Origin of the sequence: Lactococcus sp. LG1074 (assembly GCF_017309525.1) — a bacterium.
GTDB classification, from domain to species: domain Bacteria; phylum Bacillota; class Bacilli; order Lactobacillales; family Streptococcaceae; genus Lactococcus; species Lactococcus petauri.
In genome coordinates this window covers 1708676-1725634 of the sequence record NZ_CP071293.1, presented here as the reverse complement: position 1 = coordinate 1725634, position 16959 = coordinate 1708676, and the positions used below count along the sequence as shown (strand labels likewise).

The following is a 16959-nucleotide window of genomic DNA, read 5'->3' as shown; positions in this document are numbered from 1 at the left end:
ACCGATATTACCACAAGGAGAAATATAGAAATGGCTAAAAAAAGCAAATCAATGCGCGCTGCTATCGAAAAAGTAGACGCAACTAAACTTTACAGCGTTGAAGAAGCAGTAGCACTCGCTAAAGAAGCTTCAATCGCAAAATTTGATGCATCTGTAGAAGTTGCATACAATCTTAACATCGATACTAAAAAATCTGACCAACAAATCCGTGGTGCAATGGTATTGCCAAACGGTACTGGTAAAACTGCTCGTGTTCTTGTTTTCGCTCGTGGCGAAAAAGCTAAAGAAGCAGAAGCAGCTGGTGCAGACTTCGTTGGTGCTGATGAACTCGTAACTAAAATCAACGGTGGTTGGTTGGACTTCGACGTTGTAATCGCAACACCTGACATGATGGCTGTTGTAGGTCGTCTTGGACGTGTCCTTGGCCCACGTAACCTCATGCCAAACCCTAAAACTGGTACTGTAACAATGGACGTAACTAAAGCTATTGAAGAATCAAAAGCTGGTAAAGTTAACTACCGTGCTGATAAAGCGGGTAACATCCACGTACCAATCGGTAAAGTTTCATTCGACAACGAAAAACTTATCGAAAACTTCAAAGCTATCAATGCCGTAGTTGTTGCTGCTAAACCAGCTACAGCTAAAGGTACTTACATCACAAACCTTTCAGTTACTACAACTATGGGTGCTGGTGTTAAAGTTGATACAACAAGCTTCTAAGTTGAAAATTAAAAAAGCTCCTCAGGGAGTTTTTTTTGCATATCTTAGAAACTAATATGTAATTTTTGTAATTTGAATTAGAGAAACATGCTTTTTCATGTTACAATAGTAATATGAAACGAATGACTCTATTAATAGGCTTTATAGCAGCTGTTTGGATAACTATATATATCGGAACAGTATTTGAATTTCCCTTAATAAGTTTACAAATAATTTCATTGTTGTTACTTTTTACGACTTTTTACTTGGTGAAACTTGATGGAACTTGTGCTTGGCCCTATTTACTCATTATTGATATTTTCTTGGTATTTTTCCTTTTTACCTTTTATAATTCTCGTTATTTTTTCACATATATCCAATATGATAGCGATGTGACTGAAATTTTAATTATCGCTGGATCATTTATTATCTCCCAAATTTTAGGAATCTTTTGGGGCAGTCAATTTTATATTAATCCAAATAAAAAGTAGTGAATCATCCTTCACTACTTTTTTCTGAAAGTTTTTCTAAAATTTCATTGATTTTATCAACTTTAGGTTGAGCAAGGGTTTGAAATTCGTTCACTTTTCTTTGAATTTCTTGTCCGGTAAGCTCAGCCTTTTTTGCTTCAATTTTTACATTTTCTAAGTTCGCTTTGACCTCATCTATTTCTTTACTTAACCGTGAAAAGATTTCTGAGACGTCATTGATGAATTCTTTCATAAGATTTCCTCCGCAATTGCATTAAGATCATAAGTATGTGCTGTGAAAGCAGCAGAGAAACCATCATCTTCAGCATAACGTGGAATGAGGTGTACATGAGTGTGAAAGACAGTTTGTCCAGCTATTTCCTCGTTGTTTTGTAGGATATTCATCCCTTTGGCATCTAGAGAATCCACAAGTTTATTAGCAATTTCTGGAATTCTAGAGAAAAGCTGAGAGGCTTGCTCGGGTTCCATTGCCAATAAATTTCGTGTATGTGTTTTAGGTACAACTAAAGTATGCCCTTTTGTGGTCTGTGTGATATCAAGAAAGGCTACCAAGTTATCGTCTTCGTAGATTTTCGTACTTGGAATTTCACCCGTAATTATTTTACAAAAAATACAATTATCCATAAGAAATCTCCCTGTCCATTTGTAGAGTCTCAAAAGTTGAGCACTACTTTGTTATAAGTAAATTATAACAAATTCTTCTGCTTTTGCTTAGTGTAACTTGTTAAGAAAATTTTTTAGAAAGCGTTAAGACAAATAAATAGTTTTTAATGTTTAAAATTGGTATTATCATGGTAAGAAAAACAAAATAGGAGGTAAAGTCATGAAAAAAATTTCAAACCAATTATTGCTTTTCATCCTCATGTTGGGGAGCATTTTGAATCTTATCCCATTGGTGAGTGCTGAAACAACGTCTCCAAGTGCAATACAATTTGTAGATCAAGTTGTTCTAAGTAATAACAATGGTCCAATAAACTCAAATAAAATAAGTGATGCTTCTTTGGTCAACGCTACCTATACGCTTAGTATTCCAAACGGTACAGTCATTGATACGGCGCAAACGTACACAATGCCATTACCTCAGGAATTAAAGTATACAGGAACTGCTCCAATTTTGCTGACTAAAGAAGATGGTACATTGTTAGGTTCAGTGACTATCCAAAATAATATGCTTAATATTGTTTTTGCACCTGTTATCAACAATTTATCTAATCGTACATTATTTTTTAACTTTTGGTCTGGCTTTAATAAAAATACTTAAATTATGATGCGGGGAATGATTTAGCCTTTCCGACAAAAAATAATTTAAATAATAGTATTCACGTTAATTTTTCAAAAAGTAGCTCAGGTGAAGGGTCAGGGAACAGTGCAATTGCTAAAACGTTGCACTATGAAGCAAATGATATAGTGACTTGGACTATAACCATAAACAATGGTGGTTATGAAGTTTCCGATGCGAATTTTGCTGATACGATGAGCAACACGCAGGACTATATACCGGGTTCGACCAGTATACATTATAGAAACTATAAAAATACTGTTATTAAAACAGAGTCAACGGATTTGGTTTTTAATCCTAATGCAGATGGGAGTCAATCCACCTCCTTAAATCTTGGACATCTCCATGGTGACACAGAAGCATCTCTCACCGAACCCAATTCAGTCGTCATACATTATCAGACAAAATTAAAATCTAATCCTGTGAATAATAAATACCCTAATCAAGCTTTTTCCTATGATGGGACAACTCTAATTGATAGTGCAGTTTCCACTGCAACTTATCATGGACAAGGTGGAGGAGGAACAGGTGATCTTGCTGGTGATGTACTTATCAAATATGTTGACGAATTGGGAAATAAGCTCATAGATAATATTACACTCAAGGGAAACATTGGTCAACCTTACACTTCCGAGCAAAAAGAAATCGAGGGTTATACCTTTAAAGAAGTACAAGGGAATCCCACAGGAATCTTTACAGATCAGGCGCAAACCATCACTTATGTTTATACTAAATTACCAGTAAAAGGTGAAACAGTAACTGTAAAATACACAGGCGATGATGGTAAAAAAATAGCAGAAGATACAGTTCTTACAGGCAACATTGGTGAAGAATATGTTTCGACACCAAAAGAGCTCCCAGGTTATAGTATAAAAGGCGTGCAGGGAAATCCAAAAGGTGTATTTACCTCTACCAAACAAGAAGTAAAATACTTGTACGCGAAAAATCAAACGTATCAAGCTAATCTTCCGGCGACAGGAGAAGATAATGGAAAATTTTTGACCATCATTGGTGTTATTCTCTTATTTTTAATAGGAGGAGTAATAGTCTTTGTGCGAAAAATAAACAAATATAAGTAAGGCATCCTACCATTTCCAACCATAAAAAGATAAATAGATTAAAAACATTAAAAAAATCAAATCTATGTTATAATAATTTTTAATAAATTATAAATAAGGAGAAATTTAATATGGATGCGTATATTTTTGACTTCGATGGAACATTAGCAAATTCGGGGAGTACGGGTATATTGGCAACACAAGCTGCTTTTCAGCAGTTTAACTTAAGTATTCCCTCAAACGAGACAATTAACTATTACACAGGTATTCCGATTGAAAAGTCTTTTAAGAAAATGGCTGTGGGGCATACATTTAAGGAAGAAGAATTTGAAGAGTTGTTAAGTGCCTTTCGAAAATACTATAAGGCATATGAGCAAGAAAATCTTACACTTTTCCCTCAAATAAAAGAAGTGCTTCAAAACCTGCGCCATTCCGGTAAAAAGCTTTATGTGGTCTCAAGTAAACACTCTACAGCTTTAAAAAGAAATTTAGAATTTCTTGAGATTGCTTCTTATTTTGAAGGTGTGATTGGTTCAGATCAAGTAGAAAATTATAAACCTGCACCAGATGGTGTACTCTACATAGTAAAACAATACGGCTTGAGCACGCATCAGACCGTAATGATTGGTGATGCCATTTTCGATATACAGATGGGGAAAGCCGCAGGAGTACAGACATGTGCTGTAACTTGGGGTGCACATGATGCTGCTGAATTAGCAGACCAGCATCCCGACTTTTTGATAAAACAAGTAGACGAGTTGCTGAACCTTTAAGGGAGATGTATGAATAAAACTTTTAGTTATTTAACTTTAGGGGAATGAGTTTTATGATTTACAAAAAATACGGGGAAATCTTTAAAAAATTACGTGTCCAACATAAACTTTCTTTGCGTGATTTTGAGCGCATTGGTTTATCAAAGTCAACTATATCTTCCTTTGAAAATGGAAAAACACTGATTTCATTTGATAAACTAGACCTTGCCTTGCAGGAAATGCATACAACGTTCAGATCTTATATGCTGATGCTCAATAATGATGAAGAAGATTATTGGTTAAATCAGTTTAAGAAAATAGAGCAAGCTTATTTTAACAAGAATTTCTCTTTATTAGAGCAAGTCTATTTAGACAATATTGAATATGATTTAGAAGAAAATAAAGTTATTGCACTTTCTGCTAAAGCTTGTTATAGCCATTTATCTCCAGTGGAAGTTTCTTATATTGAAACGAGATTAAAAAGCTATCATATTTGGCATAGTTATGAACTTTATATTTTAGTAAATACCTTAGAGGAGATTGATCCCAGGTTATTGCAAGATCTTGTAGGGCAAATGCTTTCCCAAAACGAACATTACTTGAAAGAAATAACAGAATTTAGAAATCTGCTTATTCGTGTTGTTCTCCGAGCGACACTTGTAATGATACGTCACGGCTACAGAGATGATTCAGAACGATTTCTCAAAGCGTTTGAAGGATTAACGATAGTCTTTGACACCTATGTTCGAATATCCTCCCTTTTTGTAAAGGGATGTTGGATATACGCGTTTGAAAACCAAATTACGGGTAAACAACTGACTGCACGTGCTTTAAAAATATTATCCGAAATCGGAGCTTTAGAACTACGGGAAGTTTTCCAAAAAGATTTTGAGAAAATCAGCAACAAATCAAGTGCATGAATGATAAGGGACTTTTCTACATAGTCCCTCATTTTTTTAGTAGAAAAATTAAGAAAAAGAGATAACATTAGAGGAAAGCAAAAGAAGTTGGGATATGATAAAATTAACTTATACTAAATTTGATTAGAAATGGAGATATTAATGTGGCTCTAAAAATAAATAACGTGACTGGAGGCTACTTTGGTAATCCGGTTCTTGAAGATGTAAGCTTTGAGATAGCGGATGGAGAACTGGTTGGACTTATTGGTCTTAATGGTGCGGGTAAATCAACAACTATTCAGGAAATTATGGGACTGCTCACGCCTTACTCAGGTCAGATCGAATTGGATGGAATTACGCTCCAAGAAGATCTTGAAGGTTATCGTAAAAAGATTGGCTTTATTCCAGAAACACCAAGTCTTTATGAGGAACTAACTTTGCGTGAGCACATTGAGCTTACAGCTTTAGCTTATGGAGTTCCTGGAGAAGAAGCAATGCCTCGGGCAGAAGAACTCCTAAAAACCTTCCGTTTGGAAGATAAGTTAGACTGGTTCCCGGTCAATTTTTCTAAAGGAATGAAGCAAAAAGTAATGATTATTTGCGCCTTTTTGACGGATCCAAGTCTTTACATTATTGATGAACCCTTTCTAGGATTAGATCCTTTAGCGATTCAAGATTTAATCACACTTATGCTTTCCATGCGTAATGCTGGTGCTTCGATTTTGATGAGTACACATATTCTCTCAACAGCAGAGAAATTCTGTGACAAATTTGTCATCCTTCATGAAGGTAAGGTATTGATTGCGGGAACGATGGAAGATTTGCGTGCCAAATTTGGCAAGGAAGATGCCAGCCTTGATGAAATTTATTTAGAATTGACGAAAGGTGTAAATGCTCATGAATAGCTTATTTGAAGAACGCCGCAAAGTATACTATCGGCAAAATCTCAAATATTTGCGTTATGTGTTTAATGATCATTTTGTTCTCTTTTTGATGATTTTATTGGGCGCTTTAGCCGTACAGTATGCTCAATTTTTACAAGCTCACAGTTTAAATACTGCTGGAAAAGTTGGTTTAGTTCTTTTAATCACCATTCTAAGCCAGATTTTTGGAAGATTGGCCAGCTTCGTGGAACCTGCGGATAAGGTGTTTCTCTTACCGCAAGAGAAAGCAGTGCGCAAACATTTACTTCTGTCTTGCTTGCGTTCGCTTCTTTTCCCTGCGCTTATTAGTCTTGTTTTAGTCGGAATTGTGGCGCCTCTTTTAAAATGGTCTTTCTTCTATCTTTTGCTATGGTTTATTCTTTTAGTTTTGTTAAAAGCAGCTGGTTTAGGCCTTCGCTTACGTCAACTCATGCCCAATGGAATTATTTCTTGGGAGAGACTTATCGCTTACGAAGAAAACCGCAAAACGAATACATTACGCTTTTTTGCCCTTTTTACCAATGTTAAAGGACTGAAAACACAAAGCCGTCGTCGCAAATATTTAGATTTTCTCTTACCGAAAACGCTGCGAACCTATGAGTATCTCTTTAGTCGTGCTTTTTTGCGCTCCGGAGACTATCTCTCGCTGACGTTGCGTCTGATTGCTCTTAGTGTACTTTCTTTAATTTTTATTGGTAACCCGATTCTTGCGGTTATTTTGGCATCGGTCTTTAATTATTTGTTGCTTTTTCAACTTTTTGCCCTCCAAGATTCTTTTGATTACCAAGTGTTGACGCGAATTTATCCACTCCGTCAATCATCAAAATTTGCAGCAATTAAAAATGTCCTCTCACGTATAATGCTTTTCGCGACAGTCGTAGAAGTCATTTTCGGTTTAGTCTTTCTGCAACCACGCCTTTATCTGATTGTACTTTTACTGGTGAATTTCTTGTTAGTGAAATTTTATATAAAAATGCGTTTGAAGGGCAAATAAAAAAACAGCTTAAGCTGTTTTTTTTTATTTTGCAATAATTTTTGTTCCATGGACAAAGTTTGTACCTGTTAAGTTTGCGTATTCTTCATAGTTATCAACAGTTACACCACCACCAATAATAATAGCAATTCTTCCTTTCGCATATTTAACAAGATCTGCAATTTTTTCGGTATTGAGTGGCTTGTCGAGACTGTCTCCATGCATAAGAATTTTTTCGACGCCAGCTTCGACCAATGTATCGATGGCAGCATGCTGGTCCTCAATCTCATCAAAGGCCATGTGGAAGGTCACAGGAAGACCTTGAGAAGCCACCATAAGTGTTTCAAGGGCTTCAACGTCAATTTGATTGTCTTCTGTTAGAGCGCCTAAAACGAGATTTTGTGCACCAGCTTCGATAGCTTTGAGAATATCATTTTCCATGATTTTTAATTCATAAGAATTATAGACAAAATTGCCTCCACGTGGGCGGATGATAACAGCTAAAGTTGTCTTTTGGTCTCCGATAAATTCAGCGGCTTGCTGAATGACACCATAGCTTGGTGTTGTTCCACCCACAGCAAGGTTATCACAAAGTTCAATACGCTCGACTCCTGCAGCAATTGCTTGAGGAATTTCAGTAAAATTTTCAACACAAAGTTCACGAATAATCATTGGCTTCTTTATTTCCTTTTCTGACTTTTTCTTTATTATAACAAAAAAAGTAGCTTTGCTGTTTTTAATGAATAAAAAGCTAGTGTATAGCAAACGAGGCATGCGATTTGATATAAAATACTGCATAAATAGAAAAAATATTTTCTTGGATATTTGTGATTCCTACGCTTTATAGGATTACTTGGATCCAGAAAAGTTAAAGCATCTGATGAAATGCTATAATAGGTTTATGTTAAAAAAAATTGAAAAAGCCTATGTTTATTTAGAAAAAAATCTCGAAAGTCTCAGCTGTCCTTTATGCCACACTTCCTTTGCTTTGGAGCCTTATGCACTGCGTTGTGAGAATAAGCATACCTTCAATTTAAATAAAAAAGGGTATGTTAACTTTTTACAAACAAAAGCAGATACGGAACATTATACAAAGAAGATGTTTGAACCCAGACGTCGCTTAATCGCTGCTGGCATGTACACACCTGTACTTAAGGAAATTGAAAAAGCCCTTTTATCTGGCAATTTGTTGGATGTGGGTACAGGTGAAGGCAAGTTTTTGGAGTTGTTGTCTTACCAAGGGAACAAATTTGGCTTTGATATTGCAAAAGATGGTATTGAAATGGCGACTGATTTGCCTTTTTCAGCTTTTCTAAGTTTGGCAGATTTGACAAGACTACCTTTTGCTGATGCTTCTATTTCGAGTGTCTTAAATATTTTTACACCTTCAAACTATAAAGAGTTTAATCGAGTGTTACAGTCAGGGGGGAATATCATCAAGATTGTACCAGATCGATATTATCTTCAAGAGTTGCGTAAAGTATATGGCTTTCCAGTTAACTATGACAATACAGAGGTTATTCAACGCTTTGAGCAGGAATATCCTAATGCCGTGGAAAAAGAACTTCATTATAGTTTTGAGATTCCTGAGGCCCTTCGTTTAGATTTTCTGGAAATGAGTCCTTTAGAATGGGCGGTATCCTCTAAGATAAAAGAAGCAGCAAGAAAAAATCCCCCCACCCAGGCAACTATTCATGTGCAAGTTTTAATCGGGCAAAAATAAAAAACCTCTTCTTGAGGTTTTTTCTGTTAGAACATAAAATTTATTATTTCATGAGGAGGTGTACAATCTTTTTGATTCCTTTTTTACAAACAAGGAAAACGATAAAACCAACAACAAGAGCAGCTGGAACAGCAACTAAACTGCTTGTCATTGTAATAAAAATATAGACCATCATTGCCATGATGACTGAAAAGCTTGCGACATTAAGAAAGAAAGTCAGCTCGTGCACACGTTTGGTAAGATGGCTTTCTTGTTCATGTAGCTCATCATATGAATAGTATTCTTGCTTCTCATAGAAATCGTTTAAATTTTTTAATTCCATAGTTTTTTTCCTAAGTTTTCCTGATAATTAAGCTCTATACCACATCATAACAAATTATGTAAATGTTTGCAATACAATTTCATGTCTTATATTACTTTTTTGTTAATCGGAAAATAAAATAAAATGAAAATCTGACGTGTCAAGAGCGATAAATAGTGATATAATTTAGTCTATGATTAAAATTACTACTACCGCAGAAAGTGTGGAGCAAGCCAAGGCTCTACTTGCTGCTGGAACTGACAACCTTTATATTGGTGAAGCCGAGTTTGGGTTACGCTTACCCACAGCGCTTAGTTACGATGAAATTCGTGAGATTACAGCTCTTGCACATGAAGCAGGAAAAACAGTGACTGTTGCTGTAAATGCATTGATGCACGTTGATATGATGGCTAAAATAAAACCCTACTTAGACTTCTTGCAAGATATTCAAGTAGATCGCATAGCCGTAGGAGATGCAGGAGTTATCTTCGTGCTTCAAAGAGACAAATATGACTTGCCTTTTACTTATGATGCTTCTACCATGGTGACTTCAAGCCGCCAAATCAACTTCTGGGCGGGCCAAGGTGCTGTCGAAGCTGTGTTAGCACGGGAGCTTCCCAAACCGGAACTTGAAGCCATGACGGGAAACTTAGATGTACCCGGCGAGGTATTGGTTTATGGAGCAACTGTTATTCATCAAAGTAAACGTCCTTTAGTGCAAAATTACTACAATTTTATTAAGACAGAAGAGACAGGAAAAGATCGTGAACGTAATCTTTTTGTTTCGGAACCCAAAAAGGAAGATACCCACTATAGTATCTTTGAAGACAATCATGGTACACACATTTTTGCTAACGATGATCTTAATATGATGAGCGAGCTCTCGGAACTGGTAAAAATGGGCTTTGACCATTGGAAACTGGACGGTATCTTTACACGCGGTGCGGATTTTGTTGCCATTACGAAGTTGTTTGTAGAAGCGAAAAATGCCATTGTAGCAGGAAATTTCACTGCAGATAAGGCCTTTCAGCTTGAAGAAGAAGTGCGTAAACTTCATCCAGCAGGGCGTACTTTATCACATGGTTTCTATGACTTAGACCCAGGTAAAATTAAATGATGAAAGCTTTGTATTTTGAAGAATTTGGGGATAGTGATGTCCTTAAATATGGCAAAGTTCCCTTGCCACAAGTGCTAGAAGATGAAGTTTTAGTCAAAACGGCATATATTGGCCTCAATTTTGCAGATATTTATCGCCGCCGAGGAGGCTATCATATCGAGGAACACCATCCTTATATTAATGGATACGAAGGTTCTGGTGAAATTGTCGAAGGGAAGCAGAAAGGAAGAAAAGTTCTTTTTGTCGATGTTCCCTTTGCTAATGCTGAATATGTTGCTGTGCCTAAAGAAAAGCTGATTTATTTGCCTGATAATATTGATTTAAAGTTAGCCGCCAGTATTGGTCTTCAAGGTTTGACTGCAGATTTCTTAGCGCATGATTTAGGGAAAAATCAAATAGGGGACAAAGTATTTGTTACAGGAATTAGCGGTGGTGTCGGGCAGATCTTGTCTCAAATTCTTGTGGCAGATGGTATGGAAGTATATGGTACGGCATCGAATGCAGAAAAACAAGCTTTGGCCCTTTCTCGTGGAGTGTGTCAAGTCTATCCAAGCCGAACGGATGAGTGGCGACAAGCGTTGTCTATTAAATTTGATACGGTTTATGATGGCGTGGGCAGCACTGTGAATAAAAATTTAGAGCTTTTGAGGAACAGAGGAAGTCTGATTTTCTTTGGTATGGCGGGAGGCAATCCGCCACAAATTGATCTCGTGAAGATGATGTCTAAATCCAAAAATATCCTAACGGGTGACTTATGGGATTTTTTGACCAGCTTTTCTGAAAGGGAACGCCGAAGTCAGCGTCTCTTTGATTACTTTGAAAGAGGAAAAGTTGAAACAGCGGAAGCAATTGTATTTCCCTTATCTGAAGGTAAGGAAGCTCATCAGTATTTAGAGTCTGGAAAAAATATTGGCAAAGTTTTATTAAAACCATAGTTTATTTTATTAAAGAAGTTTTGGTCGGCAGACCTTATCAAAAATCTTATCTTGAAAATAGGAGAAAAAATGCAAGAAAATTATACAAGACCTGAGGTACTTTCACCTGCAGGCACACTGGAAAAACTTAAAGTAGCGATTGATTATGGCGCAGATGCTGTATATATCGGTGGACAAGCCTACGGTTTGCGATCACGCGCAGGTAACTTTACCTTTGATGAGATGCGTGAAGGCGTAGAGTATGCTTCAGCCCACAATGCTAAGGTATATGTTGCGGCCAATATGGTCACACACGAAGGGAATGAGGAAGGTGCAGGTGAATGGTTCCGTACACTGCGTGATTTAGGAATTTCTGCAGTGATCGTTTCGGATCCTGCATTGATAGCAATTTGTGCAGCCGAAGCACCAGGTTTACCAATTCATCTCTCTACGCAGTCTTCAGCAACGAATTACGAAACTTTAGAATTCTGGCAAGGTTTAGGACTGGAACGTGTCGTCTTAGCCCGTGAAGTTTCTATGGAAGAATTAGCAGAAATCCGAAAACATACATCTGTGGAAATTGAAGCTTTTGTCCATGGTGCTATGTGTATTTCTTATAGTGGACGCTGTGTACTTTCAAACTATATGAGCATGCGTGATGCCAATCGAGGTGGCTGTTCACAATCATGCCGTTGGAAATATGACCTCTATGATATGCCTTTTGGTAGTGAGCGCAAATCAATCAAAGGTGAAATTCCCGAAGAATTTTCAATGTCTGCAGTTGATATGAGCATGATTGAACATATTCCTGATATGATCAAAAATGGTGTAAATTCCTTGAAAATTGAAGGACGTATGAAATCTATTCACTACGTTTCAACAGTTTCAAATGTTTACAAAGCGGCCATTGATGCTTATCTAGAAAGTCCGGAAAAGTTTGAGGCTATTAAGCCAGATTTGGTTGATGAACTTTGGAAAGTGGCGCAACGTGAATTGGATACAGGCTTTTATTATGGTATTCCTGATGAAAATAAACAACTTTTTGGTGCACGTCGTAAAATTCCAGAATATAAGTTTATTGGCGAAGTTGTTGCTTACGATGAAGACAGTAAGGTTGCGACGATTCGTCAACGGAACGTCATTACAGAAGGTGATACGATTGAATTTTATGGGCCTGGCTTCCGTCATTCTGAAACAACAATTAAAAACTTACGTTTGGCAGAAACAGGAGAATCTATCGACCGTGCACCAAATCCAATGACCCTTTTACATATTGATGTGGAAACGCCTGTACAACCTGGAGATATGATCCGTAAATCAGGTGCAGGCTTAATCAATCTTTACGAAAAATCAGGTGCGGCTAAAACAGTGCGTGCTTAAAAAGATTAAATAGAGGAGCGTAATGACAGAAAAGACAAGATTAGGCGTTTATTTTGGTACTTTTGCTCCTTTTCATAAGGGGCACCAGCAACAGATTTACAAGTGTGCTGCACTTAATGATCAGGTTCTCTTAGTCGTATCAGGCTATACTCATGATCGAGGTGATAAGATTGGCTTGCCTCTAGCCCTACGTTATCACTATTTACAGGAAGCTTTTGCTGATGAAGAGGACATTGAGGTTGCAATGTTAGATGAAACGGATTTACCTCCGATGCCACAAGGATGGGATGCTTGGTTTAAACGTTTGTTTGACTTATTAAAAAATTACCAGAGCCAGGAAATTACTTTTTATGTGGGAGAGCCGGAATATGTAACTGAGCTCAGTGCACGTTTTCCGCAAGATTTGCGTACCTATAAGGTAGAAATGGCTGATAGGCAAGATATTAAGATATCCGCAACAGACATACGTGAAAATCCATTGTTGTACTGGAACGAGATAAATCCCGCTTTTCGTAGACATTTCACTAAAATTGTTGGTATAATTGGTGGCCGACAAAGTGGTAAGTCAACCTTGGCTAGACGTTTAGCACGTACTTTTAACAATGCCCCCTTTGCAAAGGATATTGAACAGGCTATCACTTCAGCCGGAAATCAAGGTATAATCTTTATTGATAATACTCTATCTCCGGATATGGATCTGGTGCTTTTAATTCCATCTGATAATGACGAAGCACTTTTAAGGGAGATAGCAGAGCAAGCACTTGCTGAAAAAGTTGTACGTTTAGATGATGAAGAAACGACGCGTGACACACGCGCTTATCTCGGGCGCTATTATCATGCTATTGATGCAATTAGTCAGTATACAGGGATTCAAATTGACCGTTTAAAATATTAGGAGAGGAAACATGGTTAACCAAAAGTTATCAAGTGCCGAAGCCTATACATGGCAAGTAATTCAAGAGCATTATGATGAAATTCCCCAACTTTCTATTACAGATTTGGCAGAATTAGCTCATTGCTCTTTATCAACGATTAATCGCACAGTGAGGAAAAAAGGTTTTTCGGGCTATGCCGAATTTCGCTATTCGATAAAAGAAAAGCCACTTCCCAATATTAATGGTTTTTCAAATGAAGTTTTGGCCGCAATTGGTAAAAACGAAGAAGAACTCCTGCGGACCATTCATAATATTTCGGCTCCTGCTATTGAACAAGCCGTGCGTGCTATTGACCAAGCTGGTGAGATCATTCTCTTTGCGCGTGGTCTTTCCACTCATGCTGCTGTAGAGATGATGAAGAAGCTTCAACTTTTCCATAAGCCAGTGACACTTCATGATGACTATAAATATATGACTTATTATGCAAGTTTTGTCAAAGAGAACAGCTTAATCATCAATTTGTCCTTGAGTGGCGAAACTTTAGAACTGATTGAAGCAACCGAAGTGGCAAAAACCCATGGTGCAAAAATTTTGACCTTGACTGTAACGGAGCAAAGTCCATTAGTATGTCTTGCAGATGTCTCCCTAATTGGCTATAAAAGCTCTTTAGAAGTTAATTATTTTGATCTTGATGTCCATAGTCGACTGCCCTTGTATATTTTAGTACGTGTCCTCTTTGATGCTTACTCTATTTATAAAAAACAATGAAAAACAAATAATAAGCAAAGCCAAGGAGCTTTGCTTTTATTATCGTTCTTTTTGCTTTAGCAAATTAGAACGATAATACGCAGGGAGCGAAGCGAGTTGTGAACAACATAAAGTTCTTTTTGCTTTAGCAAATTAGAACGATAATACGCAGGGAGCGAAGCGAGTTGTGAACCACAACTTACATTCTTAGCTTTTGTAAGCGGTATTTTAGGAAGTATTTCCTGCCTTCTTTACCCAATGGGAAACTTTTCCGAATAAGAAAATGCTATCATATTAATGTAAGCGATTTCGGTGTAAGGAAATCGAAAAAGGAGGTTCCCGATGGAGGGAGGAAAAATGAAACAAAGAATTTCGTATGCTTTAGGTGCTTTGGGTCACGATACCTATTATGCAGCAATTAGCGTGTTCTTTATTGCTTTTGTTACGAGTCAAATGTTTGCAGGTAGTGAACATGAAGATGCAATGATTGCCCTTGTGACATCACTTGTCGTCATTATTCGATTGGTAGAAATTGTTTTTGATCCCATTATTGGGAGTATTATTGACAACACACGCACGCGTTGGGGAAAATTTAAACCTTGGTTGGTTGCTGGCGGTTTAATATCATCTGTAATGATTGTATTGATGTTTTCAGACTTCTTTGGATTAGCCAAAAGTTCCAATACAACCTTATTTATTATTGTCTTTATCATTTCTTTTGTCATTCTGGATGCTTTTTATTCCTTCAAGGACATTGCCTTTTGGTCAATGATTCCTGCGCTCTCTGAAAAGAATGAAGAACGTGAGTCACTCGGAACATTTGCCCGTTTTGGTTCAGCTATTGGTGCTCAAGGAACAACTATTCTCGTTATCCCGATTACCTATGGATTCACTCAACTCATGACGGGGCACCATGCCCAAGGTGCATCAGGTTGGTTTGCATTTGGTGTCATTGCTGCGATTGTTTCAGGTGGAACAGCCTTAATTACAGCTTGGGGTACCCAAGAAAAGGATTCTGTTATCCGTCAACAATCACAAAAAACAACAACCATTGATGTGTTTAAAGCTTTATTGAAAAATGATCAGCTGATGTGGTTGTCATTGTCTTATATCTTGTTTGCTTTAGCCTATGTCGCAACAACAGCAACTTTGATCTTGATGTTTACCTTCGTTTTAGGACAAGCTGCACTGTATTCAATTACAGGGATTGTCGGCTTTATCGGCTCTATCGTCTTAGTACCACTGTTCCCTGTCTTAGCGAAGAAATTTGGCCGTCGTAAAGTTTTGACAGGTGCAATTCTCTCGATGCTTGTCGGTTATGCTTTCTTTATCTTTGGAAGTTCAGTGCCAATGACAATTCTCGGTCTTATCTTTCTGACTACACCTTATCAGCTTGTGTTCTTATCAGTTTTGATGACAATCACAGACTCTGTAGAATATGGTCAATGGAAAAATGGTGTGCGTAATGAAGCAGTCACTTTGGCAATGCGTCCGTTACTGGATAAAATTGCTGGTGCTTTCTCTAATGGGATCTTTGGGTTTGTGGCGATTGCAGCTGGTATGACCGGTTCAACTTTTGATCCACATAAAGTTTACGGGGTAACGACCTTTAAGCTTTATGCCTTCGCTCTTCCAGCCGTTCTGATGATTATCTCACTCACGATTTATCTTCTTAAGGTAAAATTAACAGAGAAACGTCATAAAGAAATTGTTGCGGAACTCGAAAATAAATTAAAATAAAGATAAGGACTAGCGGTGACGCTAGCTCTCCTTATTTAAAGACAGGTGAATTATGGAAATAACAACAAAAGACTTTGGCTTAGGCGCGCATTTGATTTGTTTAACAAACAAGGCAGGAGATACGCTCTCATTGAGCAATTACGGTGCCCGAATCGTGGATTGGACAGTCAATGGTAAGAAAATCGTTTTGGGCTTTGATTCTACACAAGAATATGTCGAAAAAGATAACTATCCTGGTGCCACAATTGGCCGAACAGCTGGCCGTATCAAAGACGGTCAAGTGAAGATAGCAGGCAAGAACGTACAATTGCAACAAAATGAAGCTGCGCAAACCTTACATGGAGGGCAAGATTCCTTTGAAAGTAAACTCTGGCAGTTTGAAGTTTTTCAAGAAGCAGAACAAGCAAAAGTTCAATTTTACTTGACGTCAAACGATGGTGAAAATGGCTATCCAGGACAGATACAAGTTACTGTAACTCAAAGTTTTGATGAAAATGGCGCTTGGTCCATTGAATATGATGCCGTTTCTGATAAAGACACGGTGTTTAACCCTACAGGTCATGTTTACTTTAATTTGTCTGGAGATGTAGCTCAAAGTATAGACAACCATTTCTTGCGTTTAGGTGCCTCTCGTTTTGTTCCTTTGTTAGACAAGAGCGAGGTAGTACGTGGAGATATTGCGGAGTTAGCGGGTACAGACTTAGATTTGCGTTCAGGCAAAAGGCTCTCGGAAGTCTTTCAAAGTACTATGGAGCAAGTGATTTTGGTTGATGGTCTTGATCATCCTTTCCTTTTAGATGAGCCAAGCATAGAGAAGGAGCAAGCACGTTTAAGCTTTGAAGAGTTAAGTATCTCTGTTTATACTGATCGTCCAAGTATTGTTATTTTTTCAGCAAATTTTGGCGAATCTGGTGCAGTGTATCAAGGAAAAAAAGAAGTAAATCATGGCGGAATCACTTTTGAAACACAAGTGGCGCCAGGCAGTCAACAAATTCCGGAGTTGGGTGATATCACACTCAAAGCAGGTGAGAAATACTATTCAAAAACAATTTATAAACTCCATAAAGAAGAGAAAAAATGAGGAAAAG

20 protein-coding genes are annotated in these 16959 nt (G+C 37.5%); 16 read left to right on the top strand and 4 right to left on the bottom strand.

All coding sequences use genetic code 11. The features are described 5' to 3' along the window. The first annotated feature begins 30 nt into the window (after positions 1–30). Both rplA and J0J36_RS08600 read left to right on the top strand, forming a co-directional pair. Positions 31–720, top strand: coding sequence for a 50S ribosomal protein L1 (gene rplA, locus J0J36_RS08605; RefSeq protein WP_003133341.1), 690 nt, complete (start codon positions 31–33; stop codon positions 718–720). A 113-nt stretch (positions 721–833) separates the two neighbouring features. Continuing rightward, positions 834–1190, top strand: coding sequence for a hypothetical protein (locus tag J0J36_RS08600; protein WP_019292231.1), 357 nt, complete (start codon positions 834–836; stop codon positions 1188–1190). Between the two features lie 4 nt (positions 1191–1194). Here J0J36_RS08600 and J0J36_RS08595 read toward each other — a convergent pair whose 3' ends face one another. Further along, entirely contained in the window at positions 1195–1422 is a 228-nt protein-coding gene (locus tag J0J36_RS08595) for a hypothetical protein (RefSeq protein ID WP_019292230.1), read from the bottom strand. Then, positions 1419–1814 carry an HIT family protein gene (locus J0J36_RS08590; RefSeq protein WP_019292229.1) on the bottom strand — a complete coding sequence of 132 codons (396 nt, stop codon included), beginning with the start codon at positions 1812–1814 and terminating at the stop codon, positions 1419–1421. Before J0J36_RS08590 ends, J0J36_RS08595 begins: the two co-directional genes overlap by 4 nt. Before the next feature lie 199 nt (positions 1815–2013). On the opposite strand from J0J36_RS08590, the gene J0J36_RS10615 reads away from it, so the two are divergent. From J0J36_RS10615 to J0J36_RS08565, 6 genes are all read left to right on the top strand, one after another. Further along, positions 2014–2451 carry a hypothetical protein gene (locus tag J0J36_RS10615; RefSeq protein ID WP_242520615.1) on the top strand — a complete coding sequence of 146 codons (438 nt, stop codon included), beginning with the start codon at positions 2014–2016 and terminating at the stop codon, positions 2449–2451. Positions 2452–2597: 146 nt separating this feature from the next. Beyond that, on the top strand, positions 2598–3548 hold the full coding sequence (locus J0J36_RS10610; RefSeq protein WP_242520614.1) for a MucBP domain-containing protein: 951 nt from the start codon (positions 2598–2600) through the stop codon (positions 3546–3548). Between the two features lie 110 nt (positions 3549–3658). After that, positions 3659–4300, top strand: a complete 642-nt coding sequence (locus J0J36_RS08580; RefSeq protein ID WP_019292227.1) for an HAD family hydrolase — start codon at positions 3659–3661, stop codon at positions 4298–4300. A 53-nt stretch (positions 4301–4353) separates the two neighbouring features. Continuing rightward, positions 4354–5199 carry an Rgg/GadR/MutR family transcriptional regulator gene (locus tag J0J36_RS08575; RefSeq protein WP_153925376.1) on the top strand — a complete coding sequence of 282 codons (846 nt, stop codon included), beginning with the start codon at positions 4354–4356 and terminating at the stop codon, positions 5197–5199. A gap of 143 nt (positions 5200–5342) precedes the next feature. Next, on the top strand, positions 5343–6083 hold the full coding sequence (locus J0J36_RS08570; protein WP_029343375.1) for an ABC transporter ATP-binding protein: 741 nt from the start codon (positions 5343–5345) through the stop codon (positions 6081–6083). Continuing rightward, the gene (locus tag J0J36_RS08565; RefSeq protein WP_019292224.1) at positions 6076–7095 is read left to right on the top strand and encodes an ABC transporter permease; all 1020 of its coding nucleotides are present in this window, start codon (positions 6076–6078) and stop codon (positions 7093–7095) included. Before J0J36_RS08570 ends, J0J36_RS08565 begins: the two co-directional genes overlap by 8 nt. Positions 7096–7119: 24 nt before the next feature. Here J0J36_RS08565 and J0J36_RS08560 read toward each other — a convergent pair whose 3' ends face one another. After that, positions 7120–7746, bottom strand: a complete 627-nt coding sequence (locus tag J0J36_RS08560) for a copper homeostasis protein CutC (protein WP_019292223.1) — start codon at positions 7744–7746, stop codon at positions 7120–7122. A gap of 229 nt (positions 7747–7975) precedes the next feature. Between J0J36_RS08560 and J0J36_RS08555 the strand changes: the two genes are divergently transcribed. Next, positions 7976–8797 (top strand): putative RNA methyltransferase, encoded by an 822-nt coding sequence (locus J0J36_RS08555; protein ID WP_019292222.1) that lies wholly within the window; start codon positions 7976–7978, stop codon positions 8795–8797. Positions 8798–8840: 43 nt separating this feature from the next. Here J0J36_RS08555 and J0J36_RS08550 read toward each other — a convergent pair whose 3' ends face one another. Continuing rightward, a complete protein-coding gene (locus J0J36_RS08550) occupies positions 8841–9119 on the bottom strand; it encodes a DUF3270 domain-containing protein (protein WP_019294186.1) in 279 nt (92 codons plus the stop codon). Positions 9120–9291: 172 nt separating this feature from the next. On the opposite strand from J0J36_RS08550, the gene J0J36_RS08545 reads away from it, so the two are divergent. From J0J36_RS08545 to J0J36_RS08515, 7 genes are all read left to right on the top strand, one after another. After that, positions 9292–10215: a peptidase U32 family protein gene (locus J0J36_RS08545; protein ID WP_019292220.1), complete on the top strand. Its 924-nt coding sequence runs from the start codon at positions 9292–9294 to the stop codon at positions 10213–10215. Further along, positions 10212–11150: a zinc-binding dehydrogenase gene (locus tag J0J36_RS08540; RefSeq protein ID WP_019292219.1), complete on the top strand. Its 939-nt coding sequence runs from the start codon at positions 10212–10214 to the stop codon at positions 11148–11150. The genes J0J36_RS08545 and J0J36_RS08540 overlap by 4 nt, the downstream gene beginning before the upstream one ends. Positions 11151–11219: 69 nt before the next feature. Continuing rightward, positions 11220–12509: a U32 family peptidase gene (locus tag J0J36_RS08535; protein ID WP_003133356.1), complete on the top strand. Its 1290-nt coding sequence runs from the start codon at positions 11220–11222 to the stop codon at positions 12507–12509. A gap of 22 nt (positions 12510–12531) precedes the next feature. After that, positions 12532–13404: an adenylyltransferase/cytidyltransferase family protein gene (locus J0J36_RS08530; RefSeq protein ID WP_019292218.1), complete on the top strand. Its 873-nt coding sequence runs from the start codon at positions 12532–12534 to the stop codon at positions 13402–13404. Positions 13405–13414: 10 nt separating this feature from the next. Beyond that, positions 13415–14152, top strand: coding sequence for a MurR/RpiR family transcriptional regulator (locus J0J36_RS08525; RefSeq protein WP_153925369.1), 738 nt, complete (start codon positions 13415–13417; stop codon positions 14150–14152). Between the two features lie 321 nt (positions 14153–14473). Further along, the gene (locus J0J36_RS08520; RefSeq protein ID WP_019292216.1) at positions 14474–15871 is read left to right on the top strand and encodes a glycoside-pentoside-hexuronide (GPH):cation symporter; all 1398 of its coding nucleotides are present in this window, start codon (positions 14474–14476) and stop codon (positions 15869–15871) included. 52 nt (positions 15872–15923) lie between these two features. Further along, positions 15924–16952, top strand: coding sequence for a galactose mutarotase (locus J0J36_RS08515; RefSeq protein ID WP_019335377.1), 1029 nt, complete (start codon positions 15924–15926; stop codon positions 16950–16952). Positions 16953–16959: the final 7 nt, after the last annotated feature.